The sequence below is a fragment of the Erwinia wuhanensis genome, assembly GCF_030484085.1.
Taxonomy (GTDB): Bacteria; Pseudomonadota; Gammaproteobacteria; order Enterobacterales; family Enterobacteriaceae; genus Erwinia; species Erwinia aeris.
In genome coordinates, this window is sequence record NZ_JAUJUH010000007.1 from 91,440 (window position 1) to 112,014 (window position 20,575).

General features: G+C 55.7%; 20 protein-coding genes. 10 read left to right on the forward strand and 10 right to left on the reverse strand.

Features of this window, described 5'->3' with window-relative positions; genetic code table 11:
* The first annotated feature begins 134 nt into the window (after positions 1–134).
* The 7 genes from dksA to panD all read left to right on the forward strand — a co-directional run bounded on the left by dksA (position 135) and on the right by panD (position 5,687).
* Positions 135–590: an RNA polymerase-binding protein DksA gene (dksA, locus tag QZH36_RS16585; protein ID WP_125289067.1), complete on the forward strand. Its 456-nt coding sequence runs from the start codon at positions 135–137 to the stop codon at positions 588–590.
* A 53-nt stretch (positions 591–643) separates the two neighbouring features.
* Entirely contained in the window at positions 644–1,519 is an 876-nt protein-coding gene (gene gluQRS / locus QZH36_RS16590; protein ID WP_301730756.1) for a tRNA glutamyl-Q(34) synthetase GluQRS, read from the forward strand.
* A 138-nt stretch (positions 1,520–1,657) separates the two neighbouring features.
* Positions 1,658–3,076 (forward strand): polynucleotide adenylyltransferase PcnB, encoded by a 1,419-nt coding sequence (gene pcnB / locus QZH36_RS16595; protein ID WP_253461107.1) that lies wholly within the window; start codon positions 1,658–1,660, stop codon positions 3,074–3,076.
* Complete coding sequence (gene folK, locus QZH36_RS16600; protein WP_301730684.1) at positions 3,073–3,549, forward strand: 2-amino-4-hydroxy-6-hydroxymethyldihydropteridine diphosphokinase; 477 nt, start codon at positions 3,073–3,075, stop codon at positions 3,547–3,549. Before pcnB ends, folK begins: the two co-directional genes overlap by 4 nt.
* Before the next feature lie 58 nt (positions 3,550–3,607).
* The gene (gene panB, locus QZH36_RS16605; RefSeq protein WP_253455213.1) at positions 3,608–4,402 is read left to right on the forward strand and encodes a 3-methyl-2-oxobutanoate hydroxymethyltransferase; all 795 of its coding nucleotides are present in this window, start codon (positions 3,608–3,610) and stop codon (positions 4,400–4,402) included.
* A gap of 14 nt (positions 4,403–4,416) precedes the next feature.
* Positions 4,417–5,271: a pantoate--beta-alanine ligase gene (gene panC, locus QZH36_RS16610; RefSeq protein ID WP_253455214.1), complete on the forward strand. Its 855-nt coding sequence runs from the start codon at positions 4,417–4,419 to the stop codon at positions 5,269–5,271.
* Positions 5,272–5,306: 35 nt separating this feature from the next.
* Entirely contained in the window at positions 5,307–5,687 is a 381-nt protein-coding gene (gene panD, locus QZH36_RS16615; protein WP_253461109.1) for an aspartate 1-decarboxylase, read from the forward strand.
* 218 nt (positions 5,688–5,905) lie between these two features.
* Here the strand turns inward: panD and QZH36_RS16620 are convergent, their stop codons facing one another.
* From QZH36_RS16620 to QZH36_RS16630, 3 genes are all read right to left on the reverse strand, one after another.
* Positions 5,906–7,753, reverse strand: coding sequence for a hypothetical protein (locus QZH36_RS16620; protein WP_301730685.1), 1,848 nt, complete (start codon positions 7,751–7,753; stop codon positions 5,906–5,908).
* A gap of 311 nt (positions 7,754–8,064) precedes the next feature.
* Complete coding sequence (locus QZH36_RS16625; RefSeq protein WP_125289061.1) at positions 8,065–8,835, reverse strand: ABC transporter permease; 771 nt, start codon at positions 8,833–8,835, stop codon at positions 8,065–8,067.
* Entirely contained in the window at positions 8,832–9,758 is a 927-nt protein-coding gene (locus QZH36_RS16630; protein ID WP_253455216.1) for an ABC transporter ATP-binding protein, read from the reverse strand. The genes QZH36_RS16625 and QZH36_RS16630 overlap by 4 nt, the downstream gene beginning before the upstream one ends.
* Before the next feature lie 106 nt (positions 9,759–9,864).
* On the opposite strand from QZH36_RS16630, the gene can reads away from it, so the two are divergent.
* On the forward strand, positions 9,865–10,530 hold the full coding sequence (can, locus tag QZH36_RS16635) for a carbonate dehydratase (protein ID WP_253455217.1): 666 nt from the start codon (positions 9,865–9,867) through the stop codon (positions 10,528–10,530).
* 61 nt (positions 10,531–10,591) lie between these two features.
* Here can and hpt read toward each other — a convergent pair whose 3' ends face one another.
* The 3 genes from hpt to QZH36_RS16650 all read right to left on the reverse strand — a co-directional run bounded on the left by hpt (position 10,592) and on the right by QZH36_RS16650 (position 12,835).
* Positions 10,592–11,128, reverse strand: a complete 537-nt coding sequence (gene hpt / locus QZH36_RS16640; protein WP_301251385.1) for a hypoxanthine phosphoribosyltransferase — start codon at positions 11,126–11,128, stop codon at positions 10,592–10,594.
* A gap of 410 nt (positions 11,129–11,538) precedes the next feature.
* The gene (locus tag QZH36_RS16645; protein WP_253455218.1) at positions 11,539–12,003 is read right to left on the reverse strand and encodes a DUF943 family protein; all 465 of its coding nucleotides are present in this window, start codon (positions 12,001–12,003) and stop codon (positions 11,539–11,541) included.
* Positions 11,993–12,835, reverse strand: a complete 843-nt coding sequence (locus QZH36_RS16650) for a YPO3983 family protein (protein ID WP_301730686.1) — start codon at positions 12,833–12,835, stop codon at positions 11,993–11,995. The genes QZH36_RS16645 and QZH36_RS16650 overlap by 11 nt, the downstream gene beginning before the upstream one ends.
* Positions 12,836–13,399: 564 nt before the next feature.
* On the opposite strand from QZH36_RS16650, the gene QZH36_RS16655 reads away from it, so the two are divergent.
* Positions 13,400–14,683: a cystathionine gamma-synthase family protein gene (locus QZH36_RS16655; RefSeq protein ID WP_253455219.1), complete on the forward strand. Its 1,284-nt coding sequence runs from the start codon at positions 13,400–13,402 to the stop codon at positions 14,681–14,683.
* Between the two features lie 70 nt (positions 14,684–14,753).
* Here the strand turns inward: QZH36_RS16655 and QZH36_RS16660 are convergent, their stop codons facing one another.
* On the reverse strand, positions 14,754–15,095 hold the full coding sequence (locus QZH36_RS16660) for a hypothetical protein (RefSeq protein WP_253455220.1): 342 nt from the start codon (positions 15,093–15,095) through the stop codon (positions 14,754–14,756).
* A 223-nt stretch (positions 15,096–15,318) separates the two neighbouring features.
* On the opposite strand from QZH36_RS16660, the gene QZH36_RS16665 reads away from it, so the two are divergent.
* Complete coding sequence (locus tag QZH36_RS16665; RefSeq protein WP_301730687.1) at positions 15,319–16,167, forward strand: MBL fold metallo-hydrolase; 849 nt, start codon at positions 15,319–15,321, stop codon at positions 16,165–16,167.
* A gap of 70 nt (positions 16,168–16,237) precedes the next feature.
* Here the strand turns inward: QZH36_RS16665 and flhA are convergent, their stop codons facing one another.
* The 3 genes from flhA to hypD all read right to left on the reverse strand — a co-directional run bounded on the left by flhA (position 16,238) and on the right by hypD (position 20,575).
* A complete protein-coding gene (gene flhA / locus QZH36_RS16670) occupies positions 16,238–18,328 on the reverse strand; it encodes a formate hydrogenlyase transcriptional activator FlhA (protein WP_301730688.1) in 2,091 nt (696 codons plus the stop codon).
* A 76-nt stretch (positions 18,329–18,404) separates the two neighbouring features.
* A complete protein-coding gene (gene hypE / locus QZH36_RS16675; protein WP_301251393.1) occupies positions 18,405–19,421 on the reverse strand; it encodes a hydrogenase expression/formation protein HypE in 1,017 nt (338 codons plus the stop codon).
* On the reverse strand, positions 19,418–20,575 hold the full coding sequence (gene hypD, locus QZH36_RS16680; RefSeq protein WP_301251395.1) for a hydrogenase formation protein HypD: 1,158 nt from the start codon (positions 20,573–20,575) through the stop codon (positions 19,418–19,420). The genes hypE and hypD overlap by 4 nt, the downstream gene beginning before the upstream one ends.

Sequence of the window (20,575 nt, forward strand, 5' to 3'; positions counted from 1 at the left end):
GATACGCTTTTCCTCACAGCCTTGTCAAGGGATGTTCAGGAATAATTGCCAACCTTGATCGCTTCTGCTATTTATAGCGACCTGTTTTTATCCCCTCTGGGGATCGATAGTGCGTGTTATCCAGGAGAAACAACATGCAAGAAGGGCAAACCCGTAAAACCTCGTCCCTGAGTATTCTCGCCATCGCTGGTGTGGAACCCTATCAGGAGAAGCCGGGCGAAGAGTACATGAATGAAGCCCAGCTGGCGCATTTCAAGAAGATCCTTGAAGCCTGGCGTAACCAGCTTCGGGATGAAGTTGATCGCACCGTCACGCATATGCAAGATGAAGCCGCCAACTTCCCCGATCCGGTTGACCGGGCAGCACAGGAAGAAGAATTCAGTCTTGAACTGCGTAACCGTGACCGCGAGCGCAAACTGATCAAAAAGATCGAGAAGACGCTGAAGAAAGTAGAAGATGACGATTTCGGCTACTGCGATTCCTGCGGCGTTGAAATCGGTATCCGTCGCCTTGAAGCACGTCCTACCGCCGATCTTTGCATCGACTGTAAAACGCTGGCGGAAATCCGCGAAAAACAAATGGCCGGTTAATGGCTAATGGATTGTGCAGTGAGGCATCTGCTTCACTGCCTGTCTCTTCTCCGATGTCATCCTGTATCGGGCGCTTCGCCCCATCCCCTTCCGGTGAACTCCACTTCGGCTCGCTGATAGCCGCGCTTGGCAGCTATTTGCAGGCACGCGCGCAGCAGGGCAAATGGCTGGTGCGCATTGAGGATATCGATCCGCCTCGTGAAGTGCCCGGCGCGGCGCGGCGCATTCTTCAGCAGCTGGAGCAGTATGGCCTGCACTGGGATGGCGAGGTGCTCTGGCAGTCGCAGCGCCATGAAGCTTATCGGGAAGCGCTGGCCTGGCTGAACCAGCAGGGCCACAGCTATTACTGTACCTGCACGCGCAGCCGCATTCGGCAAATCGGCGGCCTTTACGACGGCTACTGCCGCACGCGACAACGCGGCCCGGATAATGCGGCACTGCGTCTGCGCGTCGATCGCCCCGTAGCGCAGTTTACCGATACGCTGCGCGGCGAGGTGATGGCCGACGCCGCGCTGGCGCAGGAAGATTTTATTATTCACCGCCGCGACGGGCTGTTTGCCTATAATCTTGCGGTAGTGGTGGACGATCATTTTCAGGGCGTGACGGAAGTGGTCAGAGGCGCCGACCTGATCGAGCCGACGGTACGGCAGATAACGCTGTACCAGCGCTTCGGCTGGCCGGTGCCGGGCTACCTGCATTTGCCGCTGGCGGTTAACGCCGATGGCAACAAGCTTTCCAAGCAGAATCATGCGCCGCCGCTGCCGGCAGGCGATCCGCGGCCCGTGCTGGTGCAGGCGCTGCGTTTTTTAGGCCAGTCGGTCAGCGAAGGATGGCGCGACGAAATGCCGTCTGTTTTACTGGAAAAAGCGGTCGCCGCATGGGATCTGACCCGCGTGCCGCGCCAGAATATACTGTTGCAGAATGGTTAGTAGAAAGTGAATACGCGCGCCCGCTCTGGCCTGAAAACGAGAGCGAAGCGAGATGAGCATTCTCAAACGCGCCACACTGAGCTATGATTAGCCGCTGTTTTTTATCGCCCAGCTTTAACGTCACTATCGAGGTGTCCCATTTTTACCCGAGTTGCTAATTTTTGCCGAAAAGTTTTGAACCGCGAAGGCGAGGCGCCAGCCGAGGTGCAGGTTGCGCCTAAGATAACCGTGATCCCGCGTGACGGGCACGCTATCTCGCGTAAAGACATCAGTGAAAATGCCCTCAAGGTATTGTACCGACTGAATAAAGCGGGCTATGAGGCTTACCTTGTCGGTGGCGGCGTCCGCGATTTACTGCTGGGCAAAAAACCGAAAGATTTCGACGTGACTACCAACGCCACGCCGGAGCAGATGCGTAAGCTGTTCCGCAACTGCCGTCTGGTCGGCCGCCGTTTTCGCCTCGCTCACGTTATGTTCGGGCCGGAAATCATTGAGGTCGCCACCTTCCGTGGCCATCACGAAGCGGAACAGCCGGAGTCCGATCGCAACAGCTCGCAGCGCGGCCAGAACGGTATGCTGCTGCGCGACAACATTTTCGGCACCATTGAAGATGACGCTCAGCGCCGCGATCTGACTATCAACAGCCTGTATTACAGCGTGGCCGACTTCAGCGTACGCGACTATGTCGGCGGCCTGAACGACCTGCATCAGGGCATTATCCGCCTGATTGGCGATCCGGAAACGCGCTACCGTGAAGATCCCGTGCGAATGCTGCGCGTGATCCGCTTCGCCGCCAAACTGGATATGAGCATCGCCGCCGAAACGGCAGAGCCGATCCCTCGACTGGCAACGCTGCTGCACGATATTCCGCCCGCGCGCCTGTTTGAAGAGACGCTGAAGCTGTTGCAGGCCGGTTATGGCTACACGACCTATTTGCAGCTGCGTGAATATCAGCTGTTCCAGCCGCTTTTCCCGCTGATCACCCGCTACTTTACGGATCAGGGCGACAGCAATATGGAACGCATGGTGGTGCAGGTGCTGAAAAACACCGATAACCGCATTCATAACGATATGCGCGTTAACCCGGCGTTCCTGTTCTCGGCGATGTTCTGGTATCCGCAGCTGGAAGCGGCGCAGAAAATCGCGCAGGAAAGCGGCCTGGCCTACTATGACGCTTTCGCGCTGGCGATGAACGACGTGCTGGATGAAGCGTGCCGCTCGCTGGCTATTCCGAAACGCATTACCACGCTGGTGCGCGATATCTGGCAGCTGCAGCTGCGCCTTTCCCGCCGCCACGGCAAGCGCGCCTGGAAGCTGATGGAGCATCCTAAGTTCCGCGCCGCTTACGACCTGCTGGCGCTGCGCGCCGAAGTAGAGAATAACCAGGAGCTGCTGCGCCTCTCCGCCTGGTGGGGCGAGTTCCAGGTTGCCGCGCCGCCGCAGCAGAAAACGATGCTGAATACGCTTGGCGACGATCCGGTGCCGCGTCGCCGCACCCGCCGTCCGCGCAAGCGCGTGCCTGGCCCTCGTCGCGACGGTAACAGCAGCAACGTATGAGGGCGTATCTCGCCTTAGGCAGCAATCTGACCGATCCTTTGCATCAGGTGCAGTCCGCGCTTGATGCACTGGCCGGGCTGCCGCAAACCACCCTGCTGGCCACCTCCCCCTTCTACCGCACGCCGCCTTACGGCCCGCCGGATCAGCCAGACTATCTTAATGCCGCCGTGCTGCTGGAAACGGCGCTGCCGCCGGAAACGTTGCTTGATCATACCCAGCGTATTGAGCTGGAACAGGGACGCGTACGTAAGGATGAACGCTGGGGCCCGCGCACGCTGGATCTGGACATCATGCTGTTCGGCGATCTGACGATTAACACGCCGCGTCTGACCGTACCGCACTACGATATGCACAACCGCGCGTTTATGCTGGTGCCGCTGCTCGCCATCGCGCCGGAACTGATTTTGCCGGACGGTACACCGCTTAAAAAGCTGGTCGCCACGCTGGACTGCCGGGCCATTAAGTCCTGGTAGCCAGGCTACCGCCCTTCCATTAAGATACGCCCACCAGAACACTTTCTCAGAGGTTGTGATGAAACCGACAACGGTCTCCACCCTTCGCCAATGGAAAAAAAGCGGCCGCAAATTCGCTTCTGTTACCGCTTATGACTACAGCTTCGCTCGCCTGTTTGCCGACGAAGGCATCCAGGTCATGCTGGTCGGCGATTCGCTTGGTATGGTCGTTCAGGGCCATGATTCCACGCTGCCCGTCACGCTGGCGGATATCGCCTATCATACCCGTGCGGTGCGCCGCGGCGCGCCTGCCGCGCTGCTGATGGCCGATCTGCCTTTTATGACCTTCGCCACGCCGGAACAGGCTTTTGCCAGCTCGGCGGAGCTGATGCGCGCGGGCGCGAACATGGTGAAAATCGAAGGCGGCGCCTGGCTGAGCGACACCGTGCGCCAGCTGGCCGAACGCGCCGTGCCGGTCTGTGGGCATCTGGGCTTAACGCCGCAGTCGGTCAATATTTTCGGCGGTTATAAAGTGCAGGGTCGCGATAGCGAGGCGGCGGAGACGCTGCTGGCCGACGCGCTGGCGCTGGAAGCGGCCGGCGCGCAAATGCTGGTGCTGGAGTGCGTGCCCGTCGCGCTGGCGCAGCGCGTAACCGAGGCGCTGGCTATTCCGGTGATCGGCATCGGCGCGGGCAACGTGACCGACGGTCAGATCCTGGTGATGCACGACGCCTTCGGCATCACCGGCGGGCATATTCCTAAATTCGTCAAAAATTTCCTGTTGGAAACAGGCGAGATGCGCGCTGCCGTCAGGCAGTATGTAGCGGAAGTCGAAGCGGGAACGTATCCTGCTGAAGAACACAGTTTTTACTGAGACGGGAGCGGCAAGTGCTGATTATTGAAACCTTACCCATGCTGCGGCGTGAGATCCGCCGCTGGCGGCAAGAAGGCAAGCGTATCGCGCTGGTGCCCACGATGGGCAATCTGCACGACGGCCATATGACGCTGGTCGACGAAGCCCGCGCGCGCGCCGATATTGTGGTTACCACTATTTTCGTTAACCCGATGCAGTTTGAGCGCGCTGACGACCTGGCGCGCTATCCGCGCACGCTCCAGGAAGACTGTGAGAAGCTGAACCGCCGCAAGGTGGATCTGGTTTTTGCGCCCGCGCCCGATGATATCTATCCAAAAGGGCTTGGCGAGCAGACATTTGTCGAGGTGCCGGGCCTCTCTTCGCTGCTGGAAGGCGCCAGCCGTCCGGGGCATTTTCGCGGCGTATCGACCATCGTCAGCAAACTGTTTAACCTCGTGCAGCCCGATTTGGCCTGCTTTGGCGAGAAAGATTTCCAGCAGCTGGCGCTGATCCGCAAGATGGTCGCGGACATGGGCTACGATATCGAGATTGTCGGCGTGCCGACGGTGCGCGCGAAAGACGGCCTGGCGCTCAGCTCGCGTAACGGTTATCTGACGCCCGACGAGCGAAAAATCGCGCCCGCGCTGAGCCGCGTCATGAACAGCATGGCGGAAAGGTTGTCCAATGGAGAGCGTCATGTCGATGTGATTATTGCCGATGCGGACGCCGCGCTGGCCATCCACGGCCTGCGCGCCGACGGACTGGCGATAGTCGATGCTGAAACGCTGCTGCCGCTAACGGTAGAAAGCAAAAGCGCGGTCATCTTGATGGCGGCCTGGCTGGGCAAGGCGCGTCTGATTGATAATCAGCAGGTCGATTTAACGGCATAGCGTGCCGATTATTGCTTATTCACCAGAGGTAAATGATGAACCGTACCATGCTGCAGGGCAAACTCCACCGCGTCAAAGTCACGCAGGCAGATCTGAACTATGAAGGCTCCTGCGCCATTGACCAGGACTTTCTGGATGCTTCCGGCATCCTGCAATATGAAGCGATCGATATCTATAACGTGACTAACGGTCAGCGCTTCTCTACCTATGCTATCGCGGCCGAACGCGGCTCGAAAATCATCTCCGTCAACGGCGCGGCCGCCCGCTGCGCTTGCGAAGGCGATATTCTGATTATTTGCTCTTACGTGACGATGTCGGATGCCGAAGCCCGCGAATGGCAGCCGAAAGTCGCCTACTTTGAAGGCGATAATGTAATGAAGCGTTTGGCGAAAGCGGTGCCGGTGCAGGTCGCTTAATCTACTGGCGGGGGATGACTCCCCCGCTCTTCTTACCGCCATAGTTCAGACCCCGCCCTTTCCTTTTACTCCCGTTTTCCGGCCCGGCTCTGCTTACTGTTACCCGGCGGCTGCATCTCTGTCTCCCCGGCTGCGGGGCTAGAGGAGGCTGGCGCAGCTGGAGACACCGCCGTTTACCTGGCAGGGTTTGACGCTTCCAGCCCCAGGCCCCCCTCAGGCTACGCCTGCTTACTTTTGCCCAACGGCTGCATCTCAATTTCTTCGCTCGCTGGCTGCGCGGCGGGCCGGGATCCGCCAGGCGCGGCTGAAGGCGGCGTCGTCTGAGCGGCAGGCTTTGAGGTCGAAGCCTGTGGCGCCGTTTGCGCGGCAGGTCGGGTCGGTGCCGTAGTTTGTGACGTCGAGACCTGCGGTGCCGTCGGAGCGACAGGTCGTGCCGGTGGCGGCGCAGTTTGTGGCGCGGTGGTCTGTCCTGACGTCTGCGCGGCGGGCCGTGACGACGAAGCCTGAGGGGCTGACGACGGCATCGCCTGCGCGGCTGGCTGTGGCGGAGAAGCAAACTGCTTTTTGATTTGTTCGCCCGCCCACTGATGGGCATTGCTCATGGCGTCAGAAACGTTATTTTTCGCCGTTTTCAGACCGCTGCCAACCGCGTTGCCCGTTTTGACCGCTCCATCGGCTAATGAGATGGCGCCTTCCTTGACCGAGTTTTTGGTTTTCACCGCGGCATCGACGGTCATCTGTCCCACATCCCTTGCCCCTTGCTGTACCACCTCAATAGCCTTATCCCGCACTTCACCGGTTTTCTCCCCAATTACGCTGTTCACGACTTTATCCGCCAAAAAATCTACGGCTTCGTCATTGCGGGTTGGCGCCGGCCCGGCTAACGCGCCTGCGACGCCCTGAAAAGCATAGGCCAGCGCGGCGCCGACAAGGTTAATCGCCTGATCTTTAGCAATCTCTGATGGCGAGGTCAGCTGGCCTGCGCCGAGGCGTCCAAGCGCGTCATCAATCGCGGCGGAGGGGGCAGAACTCACGGCTTCGCTCACGCCTTTATTACGCACAACATTGCGTAAGGCATTGTTTCCGGCCAGCGCCACGGCTAAGGCGCCAATTTCCGACACCATATTTCCTGAAGTAATATTCAGCGTTCCCTTAGCATAATTACGGGGCGTTAGTAAGCTAAGCAGCAGCGTTTTCAGCCTTTCCGCGCCTCCGGACGCCATCTGCTGCTTGACGCTGGTAGACTTTAACGCGGTGTATTGCGCTTTCCAGTCGGTGCGTCCCAGCAGGAATTCAGGGCCGTGGGAAGCGCTGAACTTGTTGGTGAGGACGCCGCCCGCCGCGCCTGCTGCCAGACTCAGCACGTTGCTGGTATGCGACACCGCCTGAGGATTATTATGCGTCGCCGCGGCTACAGCGCCGACCACGGCATTACGGCCATTGAATCCCTGGCCGCCCAGCGGAGCCAGCTTCAGGCTTTCTCCCAGGCCCTGGCGCTTTTTCAGCACCTCCTGCATTTCCGGCTCCAGCTTTGCGGAATCGGCTGCCAGCCACAGCGTATCCTTTACCGTATCAGCAAATACCTTATCGCCTACGGATTTCATTACCATCGCCGTAGCCCCATCAATCGCCCCCGCCAGCGCTTCCGAACCCGGCGTGGAACCGGCCACGCCTGCGCCTAATTTGAGGGCGCCTGAGGCGTAGCCCGAGATGGCAAAAGGAAACGCTTTTACCGCGTTGCCTGCGGCCTCGCTGATGTAATCCATTTTCTGCGCTTTGGCCATATTTTCGGCAACGCTTTGAGGCGTCTCCCCCATATCATGAAGCTCAGCGGCACGATCCTGCACCAGCGTGTGCAATGCGGTACTGCCGGGAAAATAGTGATTAAGCTGGGTAACTATGTTGTTAATGGCCCGATCGCGCGCAGCGTCTGCCGGTGTGGTAACCGCCGTAGAAGGGCCTGCTCCCCCGGTGCCCCGGGCGCGAGCCTCCTGACTGGAGGTTGCCTGGCCTGAAGAGTGAGTGGCGGTAGTTAAGGTAGAAGGTAATGCATTTACGCCTGCCATAAGTTTGATCCAGAGTTGAGTCAAAGATAACAGGCTTGTGGCCTGCTGATTTATCGTGACAACACCGGCCATACTCAATACCAGTACAACGTGCTCGCGATAGGACTGAGTGGCAACAGGGAGGAAAAAGTTTGCAGCTAAATAAGGTTTTCTTATATTCAGTGATGGACGTCAAATAATGCGGGGATAGAGATCGTGCTATTTGCGGTTACGCTTTCTTTATGAGCCAGCTTCGTTCAGCAACCTTCTCCATGCAGAGAGAAGGCGGTTCAGCCTCCCTTCCCCTTGCGGGAAGAGAGGCTTTTAAGCGTTTAGGTACGCAGCCCTCTTCCGCGCTGGATCAGCCACCAGACCAGAATGTAAAACACCGCGATAAAGCCTACCAGCACCGCCAGCGTAAACACCAGCGGCACGTCGGAGATGCCCAAAAAGCCGAAGCGGAAACCGCTGATCATATAGACGATCGGGTTCAGCTTCGACACCATCTGCCAGAACGGCGGCAGCAGCGTCAGCGAATAGAACACGCCGCCCAGGTAGGTTAACGGCGTCAGCACAAAGGTCGGGATCAGGCTGATGTCATCAAAGGTTTTAGCGAAGACCGCGTTCAGCAGGCCCGCCAGCGAAAACAGGATCGCCGTCAGCAGCAGCGTTACCGCCACCATCAGCCAGGAGTGCACGTGAAACGGCACAAAGAACAGCGACACCGCGGTCACCAGGATCCCGACGCAGACGCCGCGCGCCACGCCGCCGCCGACATAGCCAGCGATAATGACGTGCGTCGGCACCGGCGCCACCAGCAGCTCTTCAATGTTGCGCTGGAATTTAGAGCTGAAAAAAGAGGACGCTACGTTGGCATAGGCATTGGTGATCACCGCCATCATAATCAGCCCCGGCACGATAAACTGCATATAGCTGAAGCCATGCATATCGCCAATGCGGGAGCCAATCAGGTTGCCGAAGATAATAAAATAGAGCGTCATGGTGATAACCGGCGGCACCAGCGTCTGGATCCAGATGCGGGCAAAACGGTTAATCTCTTTTCCCCAGAGACTTTTCAGGGCAACCCAGTACAGATGTGTCATGCTTTCTCTCCTTTGCGACCGTTTACCAGGTCTACAAACAGCTCCTCAAGGCGGTTAGCCTTGTTGCGCATACTCAATACCTTGACGCCCTGCTGGCTGAGCTGGCTGAAGACGCTGTTCAGCCCCTGCTCGCGCATGACTTCTACCTCCAGCGTTGAGGTATCCACCAGCCGGTACTGGAAGCCTTCCAGCGCCGGCAGCGGGCTTTTTGCCGCCAGATCGAAGATAAAGGTTTCCGATTTCAGCTTCGCCAGCAGCCCTTTCATGGTGGTGTTTTCCACCAGTCGGCCGTGCTGAATAATGCCGATATTGCGGCAAAGCATCTCGGCTTCTTCCAGATAGTGGGTGGTCAGGATGATGGTGGTGCCTTTGGCGTTCAGATCCTGCAAAAAGCTCCACATCGAGCGGCGCAGCTCAATATCCACGCCTGCGGTCGGCTCATCCAGGATCAGCAGCTTTGGCTCGTGCATCAGCGCGCGGGCGATCATCAAGCGGCGTTTCATGCCGCCGGAAAGCATCCGCGCCCGCTCGTTGCGCTTGTCCCACAGATCGAGCTGCTTTAAGTATTTTTCCGCCCTTTGCAGCGCTTCTTTTTTCTCTACGCCGTAAAGGCCCGCCTGGCTGACCACGATTTGCAGCACGGTTTCAAACTGGTTGAAGTTAAACTCCTGCGGCACCAGGCCCAGCTGGCGCTTGGCGTTGACCACATCCTGCTGCAGGTCATAGCCAAACACCCGCACCTTGCCGGCAGTTTTATTCACCAGCGAGCTGATAATACCGATAGTGGTGGATTTGCCCGCGCCGTTGGGGCCAAGCAGCGCATAAAAGTCGCCCGCTTCCACGTTAAGATCGATTCCTTTCAAGGCCTGAACGCCACCCGCATAGGTTTTGGTCAGCTTTTCGAGTTCCAGTGCATAAGTCATAGGTAAAGGATTGCCCTGTTTTGTATGGTTTTCTTGTTTAGCGTTTTCAATCACAGTTTGATGGCCTATATTACTGCCACGCATATCAAGTTATGGCGCTATAAAAATGAAAGATATTGATACTCTCATTAGTAACAACCGCGAGTGGTCTCGCCTGCTGAAAGAAGAGAACCCGGCTTTTTTTGAACGCCTGTCGCTGGCGCAGAAGCCTCGTTTTCTCTGGATTGGCTGTTCCGACAGCCGTGTACCAGCCGAACGTCTGACCGGCCTGGAGCCGGGCGAACTGTTCGTTCATCGCAACGTAGCTAACCTGGTTATTCACACCGATCTGAACTGCCTTTCCGTTGTGCAGTACGCGGTGGAGGTTCTGCAGGTGGAGCACATCATTATCTGCGGCCACTACGGCTGCGGCGGCGTGCAGGCGGCGGTCGAGAACCCGGAACTGGGTCTGATCAACAACTGGCTGCTGCACATCCGCGATCTGTGGTACAAGCATAGTTCGTCATTGAAACAGCTGCCGACGCCGGAGCAGCGTTTTAACAAACTTTGTGAAATCAACGTGATCGAGCAGGTTTATAACCTGGGCCACTCCACCATCATGCAGTCGGCATGGAAACGCGGTCAGAATGTCAAAATTCACGGCTGGGTTTACGGTATTCAGGATGGCCACCTGCACGACCTGGAAGTCGGCGCTTCCAGCATGGACGTGCTTGAAGAGCGTCACCATAAAGGTATCGCTAACGCGCTGAAAGGCTTGCAAAACCCGAGCTGATCTCCGGCCGGATCATATATCAGGCCGGGAAATCCGGCCTTAGTCGATCGTGCGGTGAGCGTTACTCTTCCAGCATTACCACGTGGCCTACGTAAGGCAGATGGCGATAGCGCTGGGCGTAGTCGATGCCGTAGCCCACCACGAATTTATCAGGAATAGTGAAGCCCACGTATTCCACCGGCACTTCCACTTCCCGCCGTTCAGGCTTATCCAGCAGCGTACAGATTGCCAGCGACTTTGGCTCGCGCAGGCGCAGGATTTCCCGCACTTTGCTCAGCGTATTGCCGGAGTCGATAATGTCTTCCACGATCAGCACATCCTTGCCACGGATATCTTCATCCAGATCCTTAAGGATTTTCACATCGCGCGTGGTGGACGTACCGCTGCCGTAGCTGGAAGCCGTCATAAAATCGACCTCGTGCGATACCTCAATCCTGCGGCAGAGATCCGCCATAAACATAAAGGAACCGCGCAGCAGGCCGACCAGCACCATTTCGCTACCGCTGTCGCGGTAGTTTTCGGTGATCTGCTGGCCCAGTTCAGCGATGCGTTTGGCGATCTCTTGCTCGGAGATCATGACTTCTACAGTGTGTTTCATAAATTAGCTTATCTCACTGATTTTATTCAGTTAAACATCATGTAAAGCGTGTATGAAAAGTCGATATTGACACACCGATTGCTGTACGGAGTACCACACAATCCAATACAACGGCGATAGCATGAGAACCTCTTAAGGAGGGGGATTATATCAGGGATGGTTGCCGGATGAACTGAAAGCATGCGAACAAATCGCCGCTTTTGGCCGGCGGCAAAAGCTCAGGGGTTAGATTACCCCTTGTCTTGCATTGCCGATCTCCGAAAAAGGGGGCAATAACTTCCCTGAAGGCCGGTGATGAATGTTTTTAGCTGTGTCCGTTATCAGCGTATCTCAGTACCCGGCTGAAACATGATAAGAAATCAGCAGGGGAAGGAAGATTTTCCCCTGGGCACTACGCAATAAATAAAGCTTTAATTATGGTCAATTTTTATTACTTCCCCATTTTCTTCCAGTCGGTAGTCATCGCCATCATACACAACGAAAATAGTCCCCTTATTCTTGCTCTTATCTATTGAAAACACTCTGTTTTTATCAATGCAGTTCTTATCAGTTTGCATATCCTTAAAACATAACCTGTCATACTTGCCCTCTTCTTTATAGCCATCACCAAATAACCAAAAGCTAATGGTGTAATTTCCATATAATGCTGGTTTAGGGATGCCGTAACGGTTTTTTAGCTTATCTTTATTTTTAAGCCACCAGGCTATTTTACCCCGTTCGGTAAACGGAACATTTTTTACTATGACATCACTGAAGTTCCCGTCCTCGTGAACGGCAACTATTACCACAGGGCGAAAAAACAACCAAAAAACATAGACCAGTGACGCGCTACCAACCAGTAACAACGTACTCAATAATTTTTTATTAGTTTTCATCACGTCTCCCGGTAATTTCCACAGTGGTTTCCATATCGGTCATAAAGGGTTTAAAGCCAAACAGGTTGTATCGTTGAAGCAAAAACCAGATGCGAAAAAAACGGAACTGATTAAATTTTAACGCTGAAATATCTTCACTATCCAGGCCAAAATGATCCTGTATTTTGTAATTCACAAGCGCGCGGTACCGCTCATTTTCAATATGCAGTGATTTTATAGCGATATGTGTAGCCCATACATCATGTACTGTAATCCCCATTCCGTTAAAACTATCCTGCAACCGATCAAACTTAGGTAACTTCCCTCTAAGGATCGCTTTTGTTAACTCTTTTTTTTGCGCTAAAGGAAAGTAACCCTTTCCCCAGTCTATGTTTTTACCAACGACTTTAGTTAACAAAAGACGCGTATTGTTTTTAGAATTATCATTTAGAATATGCTTTTTTAACGCACTATCCAAAGACGTATCCTGAAAAGGCATGCCGTTGCCTTTCTGCATATGGGTTATCATTTTTTCAATCAGATGGCTGTAAGGTCCGTAAATGGAAAATGTCCGCGAAAGGTGTCGGAATTCATCAAAGAGGATTTTGGCACATTCTTGCCGGGAAATTTTCTCACCTTCGCTACGGGAGCCATACAATCTCGATTGAGGTTGATTAAATGGGGTGATTTTGGTCAATGTGTAAGGATTGACTCTGGTGGATACATCGACCAGATGAAACGCTCTTTTCAGCTGGAATTCTGATAAATCGCCACAATGCATATCACTGGCGCTGTAATCTTCCATCTTTTTTTGTGTTTTGAAAATTGTACAGGGGAATTGTAATGCAGACATGGTATCGCTTCCTTGTGGGTTACTCCTGAAAATTTTCAGCTAGATGTAAATCTAGCGCCGCTCAAATCGCCTGTAAACGCCCGACATTTAAATGAAAAAAAATTAAGAATTTTGCCCGCTTGAGCGGAGTGTATCCGTTTCATACCTTTCCAGCCCGCAAAATCGGAAAAGCAAGATAGCCAAAGATCTGGGGAATATAGCGCTAATGGAAAGGTCAGCGGCATAGCCAACAGCGTTCCGTTAATTAAAACCAATGAATAGCTTTTCCATTGCTTAATGGACGCTGTCAAAAAAATTTTTTTTGTAAAACCTTTTGCTGGAAAAAATCCTGTCGTCGTTATATTTCATCCCGATCAATCCGTTCATCACGCCGCTTTTTTTGCTGCTTTTCCTTCAGCGAAGAATAACAGCAACTGAATTTCATGCTAACAGACATATAGCCTTCCGGAAGGCCTGAATATTTTCAGTAAAAGCTTAACGATAGTCCAATAAATTATTTAATAACGTTAAGGCGGTAAGGCTAAGATGCGATCGCTTATTTACCCTCGCTGGTCAGGAGAACCCATGGCGACGCAACACGCAAAAAAAACGCATCTCGGCAATCGTGAACTACAGCCTGAAACGCAAATGCTTAACTACGGTTACGATCCTGCGCTGTCCGAAGGCGCAGTGAAACCGCCCGTGTTCCTGACTTCGACCTTTATTTTTACCAGCGCCGAAGAAGGCCGTGACTTTTTCGATTACGTTTCCGGTCGTCGCGAGCCGCCGGAAGGCGAAGGCAACGGCCTGGTTTACTCACGCTTTAATCATCCCAACAGCGAAATCGTCGAGGATCGGCTGGCGATTTATGAGCGCACCGAAAGCGCGGCGCTGTTCTCTTCGGGCATGTCGGCTATTTCTACCGCCCTGCTGGCCTTTGTCGAGCCAGGCGACGCCATTCTGCATTCGCAGCCTTTATATGGCGGCACCGAAACGCTGCTGACCAAAACTTTTCGTCGGCTGGGCGTGGCGTCGGTCGGGTTTGCCGACGGCGTGGATGAGGCCTCCGTACGGGCAGCGGCAAAAGAGGCAATGAAACAGGGACGCGTATCAATGATCCTCATTGAATCGCCCGCTAACCCTACCAACAGCCTGGTGGATATCGCGCTGATTAAACGCGTGGCTGATGAAATAGCACAGCAGCAGCAGCATCGTCCGATTATTGCCTGTGATAACACGCTGCTCGGGCCGGTCTTTCAGCGTCCAACCGAACACGGCGCGGATCTGTCGCTGTATTCGCTGACTAAATATGTCGGCGGCCATTCCGATTTGATTGCCGGTGCGGTGATGGGCAGCAAGGCGCTGATTAAACAGATTAAAGCGCTGCGCAGCGCGATTGGTACCCAGCTCGATCCGCACTCCTGCTGGATGATCGGCCGCTCGCTGGAAACGCTGTCGCTGCGTATGGAGCGCGCCAATGACAATGCCGCCGCCGTCGCCGCGTTTCTGCAATCGCATCAAAAAATTGAAAAACTGCACTATCTGCCATTTCTGGAAGCCGGTTCGCCAGCCGCAGAGGTTTATCAACAACAGTGTAGCGGCGCGGGATCGACGTTCTCGTTCGACGTGGTCGGCGGCCAGGCGGCTGCCTTTAAGCTGCTGAATGCGCTCCAGCTGTTTAAGCTGGCGGTAAGTCTTGGCGGCACCGAATCACTCGCCAGCCATCCTGCCAGCACCACGCATTCCGGCGTCCCGGCGGAGGTGCGCACGCGTATCGGCATCAATGAGGCTACCGTTCGCGTCTCTATCGGCATCGAAAACAAAGACGATCTGATTGAGGATCTACGCCTGGCGCTGGAAAAGGTGTGACCGTTTTCTTGTAGCAGGTTGTACGCGGCCCCGGCAAAACCGTCAGCCGGGGCCATATATCAGACTGGACTCAGCACTTATGTGCGGCTTTCAGCAATGCGTTGCACGAGGCAGAACCCGCTGCCGTTGGCAGAGAAGAGCCATCCGTCGGAGAGCAAATAGCATCGCTGCTGATGCCAGCCGTAGAGTAATAGCACTGGAAGACTTTGCCCTGAGTAGAGGCATGGAATCTGACCGAGTCGATATCGCTGGTACGTTGCGTGATGATGACTTTATCCGCCGTAGTGCCCAGCGCGAAAGCTGCTTTTTCTTTAATGCTTTCGTCGGTGCGTACCGCATTATCAACCATGCCACAGCCGCTGAGCAGCAGGCTTCCCGCCAATACCGCGCCTAATAATGCTTTCATTTTCATCTTTTTATCCTGGCTTTTTTTAAGAGCGGGGATTGTAACAGGAAATGTTTTTACGTCCAGACCGGGCACCACGCCGTCCGCTCCAATAAAATTTTCTGAAGGAATAACGGACAAATCGCGAAGCAACGACATCTTCCGGCTGGTTTTACCTGCGGTCAGGAGTCCAGGAAAACGCCTACACTTATTGATTCCGCTATGAACCGATCCTGCTGGAGGAGAATCCGTGAAGGTTATTCATCTTAACTGTGGCTGTATGTGTCCCGTTGGCGGCGCGCTTTATGACGGTTTCAGCAAAGGCATCCGGGCGCATCTTGCCTGCCATTGCCTGCTTATCGAAACGGAAAACAGCGGGCTGGTGCTGGTTGATACCGGATTCGGTACGGAAGATATGCGCGCGCCCGGCAGCCGCTTAGCCACTTTTTTCCGCGTGATGAACAATATTCAGCGCAAACCCTCTCTGACAGCGCTGTCGCAAATCCTGGCGCTGGGCTACCAGGCCTCGGACGTTCGCCATATCGTGCTGACCCATCTGGACTTTGACCATGCCGGTGGGCTGACCGATTTTCCGCAGGCGCAAATTCATCTGATGCAGCGGGAAATCGATACTTCCCGGCAGCGCGACAGCTGGCTGGCCCGTTCCCGTTATCGGCCTGGCCAGTGGAGCGGCGTTTCAGGCTGGACGGGTTATCACGCATCCGGTGAAAAGTGGTTTGGCTTTGATGCCGTCACCGGTTTAAAAGGCCTGCCGCCGGAAATATTGCTGATCCCTTTGCCTGGTCATACGCAAGGCCATGCGGGAATAGCGGTGCAGACCGATAGCGGCTGGCTGCTGCACGGCGGCGATGCGTGGTTTTATCAGCGCGAGCTTGAGCATCCGCGCCACTGTACGCCGGGATTGCGGTTTTATCAGTGGTTTATGGCCGCCGATAATGACGTCAGGCGCGTTAATCAGCAGCGCCTGCGCGAGCTGGCCCGCCATCACTCTGCGGAAATCAGTTTGTTTTGCAGCCATGATTTCCGCGAGCTGGAGCGGATGATCGCCGGAGGCTCGCCGCCTGACCAAAACCGATAAGCTTTCCGGGCTTTCCCCTGCAAGGGGCTACCTTATGCACTTTTCACCAGGCCAGCGCTGATGGAAGCCGTTATTTTCCTGTAATCCCCATTTTTTTCATTCTGGAAAGCAAGGTAGTCCGTTTCAGCCCCAGACGAACCGCCGCACCGCGCGGCCCGGCGACGACGCCGTTGGTTTCTTTTAATACCTGAATAATGCGCTCGCGTTCATCCTCCCCGCTTAGCGGTGGGGCCGAGGCTTCCGCCGCCAGGCTGGGCACATCGGCGATCGGCAGCGGATAATTCAGCTCAGGAAGCTGTAAATCCAGCACGCTGCCGCGCGTCAGCAGCACCGCACGCTCAATCACGTTTTCCAGCTCACGCACGTTGCCCGGCCACGGCATACGGCTGAGCAACCTCAACGTTTCTGCCGGAATGCTGTCGATAGTCCGCTTCATACGGCGGGAAATTTTATAGGTCAGGAACTTCACCAGCTGCGGAATATCCTCCGGACGTTCGCGCAGCGGCGGGATCACAATGGGGAAGACGTTTAACCGATAATAGAGATCGCTACGGAAAGCCTTGTCGGCCACCATCTGGCTCAGATCGCGGTTAGTCGCCGCGATTATCCGCACGTTTACGGAAATTTGCTTGCTTCCGCCGACCCGTTCAAATTCCTGCTCCTGGAGGATCCGCAACAGCTTGGGCTGCAGTTCTAAAGGGATTTCACCCACCTCGTCCAGAAACAGCGTCCCCTGGTCGGCCAGCTCAAAACGGCCCATACGCTGAGCCGTCGCGCCGGTGAACGCGCCTTTCTCATGGCCAAACAGCTCGCTTTCCATCAGGCCGGCGGGCATTGCCGCACAGTTCATCTTTACCATGCGTTTATCACGCCGATCGCCCAGGTTATGTATCGCCCTGGCAATCAGCTCTTTGCCCGTGCCGGTTTCACCAAGGATCAATACCGAACAGTCACTTTTCGCCACAATTTCAACTTGTTTCAGCACTTTTGACATACTGGCGCTTCGCCCAACGATATCGCTGAAATCGGGATTGTGGCTGTTGATCTGCTCGGTCAGATAAAGATTTTCATGCTGTAGCTTCTCCTTCAGGCTCTTGATCTCCTGATAGGCCAGCGCGTTATCTACCGCGATGCCGATGCGCTCGGCAATCTGCTGCAACACCCTCAGGTTGGCGGGCGTAAAGTTGTCGGGCTGCGTCTTGGCCAGTTTCAGCACGCCCAGCGTTTTGTCTTTAAAACGCAGCGGCAGAATACATAACGTTTTGACCTGATTAGGCCACAGCTGCTGAAACAGGGCGTTTTGCACCTTCTCCTGCCCTTTGGCGGGCGGCACGTTGATCAGCAGGCTTTCACCGCTTTTCATCACCTGCTCTTCCAGCGTGCCGACCAGCGTGATGCGGGACTGTTCACGCTCCGCGACGTGCGCCTCTATATAGTGAGTGGTGTAAACATTTGCCTGCTCGCTCGTTTTATCCACGTCGCACAGTACGATGCTGATGGCGTTGATATGAAAAAAGTGGTGGATCGTTTTGGCAATTTCACCGGTCAGTTCATCCAGATCCAGGCGGGAAATGACTGCGTTAGTAATATCGACCAAAAGACGAAAATCATCCCGTTCATGACGCAACAGCGACTGCTGTAGCTGGGCATTCTCATGCAGCTGGATCTGTTCAACCGCCACGGCAGCCAGCAGGCACAGCTCATTCAGCGCCTTTTTATCTTCAACAGTAAACGCCTGGCCGTTCTGACGCATAAATTCGCAGCCGCCCAGCACGCCGGACGGCCCTGTTAGCGGCACCAGGCAGTAGTCGGTAAACGGCGGATAAAGATCCAGCGCGGCCAGCTGCGGATAATGCCGATGCAGCGCTTCACCACGCCAGACCTGCGTGCTTGCCGTTTTACGCAGTGAATGCACCGGGCCGCTTGCCAGCAGCGTCTCATCCTCATACACAATCGGCTGATGCATCGCATCGGTGCCGTAAAAATGGACGCGGGCATTGTTGCCGAACAGCAGCAGCGTGACGGCTTCTGCCATATTCACGCGCTGTACCACCTGCGTCAGGGCTTGCAACAGCGAGCTCATGGTTTGCTGCCGCAGCAGGGTTCGCGTCAGCGTCAACAATCCTTCTTGTTTGGTGTTGCTTAGAGTGGCAGTTTGCATAGCTTTACCCTGGATAACCTCTGATAAGAAAGAGAATTGCGCAAAGAAAGTCAGATCCGATACGCTTTTATTAAGGTCAACAAATGCGCGGCAAAGGCTCTGCATGGGGTAACATCAGCTGGCGCGAAACCCCCAGCGCGCCGCGTAAGCAGACCTGCGGATTTGCCGTCATCTCGCCGATAGTGACCGCATCCGCGCCCAGCGGATGATTGCGCAACACGCTTAACACCTGCTGCTCTGCCCGGGCGGAAACCGCCAGCACCAGCTTGCCTTCGTTAGCGAAATTCAGCGCCTCCAGCCCCAGCAGTTCACAAATCCCTCTTACCGCAGGCTTTACCGGCAGGGCATTTTCCTCTATTGAGATACCCAACCCGCTGGCCCCGGCGAACTCGTGCAGGACAGCATTGACGCCGCCGCGCGTGGCGTCGCGCAGCGCGTGCACGCCGGGCAGCAAACGCAGCGGCGCAATCAGGGGAGCTAACACCGCACAGTCGCTCTGCACGTCCAAATCCATTCCCAACTGCTCGCGCAGATTCAGAATAGTGGCGCCATGGTCGCCAAGCGTACCGCTCACCAGGATCTTGTCTCCTGGCTGAACGGTGCTGGCCGCCCATTTCACCGCCGTTGGGATCGCACCGATCCCTGCCGTGTTAATAAAGATCTTATCGGCTGCGCCACGCTGAACTACCTTGGTATCACCGGTAACGATAGCGATGCCAGCCTGCTGCGCGGTCTGCGCCATGGCACTGACGATGCTCTGCAAATCGTCAAGCGGCAGGCCCTCTTCCAGGATAAAACCACAGGAGAGGTAAGTGGGTATGGCGCCGCAGACCGCCAGATCGTTCGCTGTACCGCAGACCGCCAGCTTGCCGATATTGCCGCCAGGAAAGAAAATGGGATCGATAACATAGCTGTCGGTGGAAAAAGCCAGCCGGTCGCCCTGACGGGTAAAATCGGCCAGCGACAGCCGGGCGCCGTCTTCCCGCTCGTTAAGCCAGGGATTATCAAACGCCTGCAGAAACATCCGTTCAATCATCTGCTGCATGGCGCGGCCGCCGCTGCCGTGCGCCATCGTTACGGTTTGTGCCGTCATTCGGTTACCCTCGTAGCTGCCCCTGGCGGAACTTCCGCCGGGGTTTCCTGGTGCCGATACTGGTACCAGGCGGCGCAGGCGCCTTCGGAAGAAACCATCAGCGCACCAAAGGCGTTATGCGGCGTGCAGGCGGTACCGAACAGCGGGCACTGGTGCGGTTTACAACGTCCTGTGAGCACATCGCCACAGCGCGCCTGGGGATGATCGGCGACGGCGTATGTGCCCGGTGTAAAGCGCCGTTCGGCGTCAAAACCGGCATAGGCTTCGGTCAGCGAAATTGCGGATGCCTCAATCAGCCCCAGTCCGCGCCACTCGCTGCTGCCGGCAAGCTGAAAGACTTCCCGTATCGCCCGCTGCGCCAGCAGGTTCCCCTCTTCCGGCACCACGCGTCGATATTGGTTTTCTGTTTTACAGCCTGACTCGCACACCTGCTCCACCAGCATCAGGACGCTTTGCAGTATATCCAGCGGCTCAAACCCACTGACCACCAGCGGCTTGCCAAATTGCTGATGGATAAACCGGTATGGTGCGGTTCCGGTGATCATGGTGACGTGGCCGGGCGCCAGAAACGCGTCAATTCGAACATCGTCCTGCTGCAGCAGGCTGCGTAAGGTGGGCATCAGGCTGATATGCTGACAAAACACGCTGAAATTGCCGAGCCGCTGCCGCTTTGCCTGTTGCAGCGTAACGGCAGTAACCGGCATGGTGGTTTCAAAGCCCAGCGCAAAAAAGACCACCTGCCGCCGGGGATTTTCCCGCGCCAGCTTAAGCGCATCGAGCGGCGAGTAAACCACGCGGACGTCCGCGCCACGCTCGCGGGCCTGTAACAGCGAGCCTTGCTTGCCCGGCACGCGCAGCGCATCGCCAAAGGTACAAAAAATGACGTCTGGCCGGGCGGCAATCTCACAGCAGGCATCGATTCTGCCCATAGGCAGCACGCAGACCGGACAGCCCGGCCCGTGGATAAACTCCAGCGGTGGCGGCAGCAGCTTATCCAGGCCGAATTTAAAAATGGCATGGGTATGCCCGCCGCACACCTCCATTATCCGCATCGGTTTTTCTGCGGTAAAAGGCAGCCGCGTCGCCTGCTGGTTAAGCCGTTCAAGCAGCTTCTTCGCCAGCGCCGGATCGCGAAACTCATCAACAAAACGCAT

Excerpts from the sequence above, each read along its gene's own strand:
- QZH36_RS16625 (WP_125289061.1), bottom strand. The coding sequence starts at position 8,835 with ATGACACATCTGTACTGGGTTGCCCTGAAAAGTCTCTGGGGAAAAGAG.
- panD (WP_253461109.1), top strand. The coding sequence starts at position 5,307 with ATGAACCGTACCATGCTGCAGGGCAAACTCCACCGCGTCAAAGTCACG.
- QZH36_RS16650 (WP_301730686.1), bottom strand. The coding sequence starts at position 12,835 with ATGTCTGCATTACAATTCCCCTGTACAATTTTCAAAACACAAAAAAAG.
- panB (WP_253455213.1), top strand. The coding sequence starts at position 3,608 with ATGAAACCGACAACGGTCTCCACCCTTCGCCAATGGAAAAAAAGCGGC.
- hypE (WP_301251393.1), bottom strand. The coding sequence starts at position 19,421 with ATGACGGCACAAACCGTAACGATGGCGCACGGCAGCGGCGGCCGCGCC.
- QZH36_RS16660 (WP_253455220.1), bottom strand. The coding sequence starts at position 15,095 with ATGAAAATGAAAGCATTATTAGGCGCGGTATTGGCGGGAAGCCTGCTG.
- dksA (WP_125289067.1), top strand. The coding sequence starts at position 135 with ATGCAAGAAGGGCAAACCCGTAAAACCTCGTCCCTGAGTATTCTCGCC.
- flhA (WP_301730688.1), bottom strand. The coding sequence starts at position 18,328 with ATGCAAACTGCCACTCTAAGCAACACCAAACAAGAAGGATTGTTGACG.
- QZH36_RS16655 (WP_253455219.1), top strand. The coding sequence starts at position 13,400 with ATGGCGACGCAACACGCAAAAAAAACGCATCTCGGCAATCGTGAACTA.
- QZH36_RS16620 (WP_301730685.1), bottom strand. The coding sequence starts at position 7,753 with ATGGCAGGCGTAAATGCATTACCTTCTACCTTAACTACCGCCACTCAC.
- hypD (WP_301251395.1), bottom strand. The coding sequence starts at position 20,575 with ATGCGTTTTGTTGATGAGTTTCGCGATCCGGCGCTGGCGAAGAAGCTG.
- can (WP_253455217.1), top strand. The coding sequence starts at position 9,865 with ATGAAAGATATTGATACTCTCATTAGTAACAACCGCGAGTGGTCTCGC.
- QZH36_RS16645 (WP_253455218.1), bottom strand. The coding sequence starts at position 12,003 with ATGAAAACTAATAAAAAATTATTGAGTACGTTGTTACTGGTTGGTAGC.
- QZH36_RS16630 (WP_253455216.1), bottom strand. The coding sequence starts at position 9,758 with ATGACTTATGCACTGGAACTCGAAAAGCTGACCAAAACCTATGCGGGT.
- gluQRS (WP_301730756.1), top strand. The coding sequence starts at position 644 with ATGTCATCCTGTATCGGGCGCTTCGCCCCATCCCCTTCCGGTGAACTC.
- hpt (WP_301251385.1), bottom strand. The coding sequence starts at position 11,128 with ATGAAACACACTGTAGAAGTCATGATCTCCGAGCAAGAGATCGCCAAA.
- folK (WP_301730684.1), top strand. The coding sequence starts at position 3,073 with ATGAGGGCGTATCTCGCCTTAGGCAGCAATCTGACCGATCCTTTGCAT.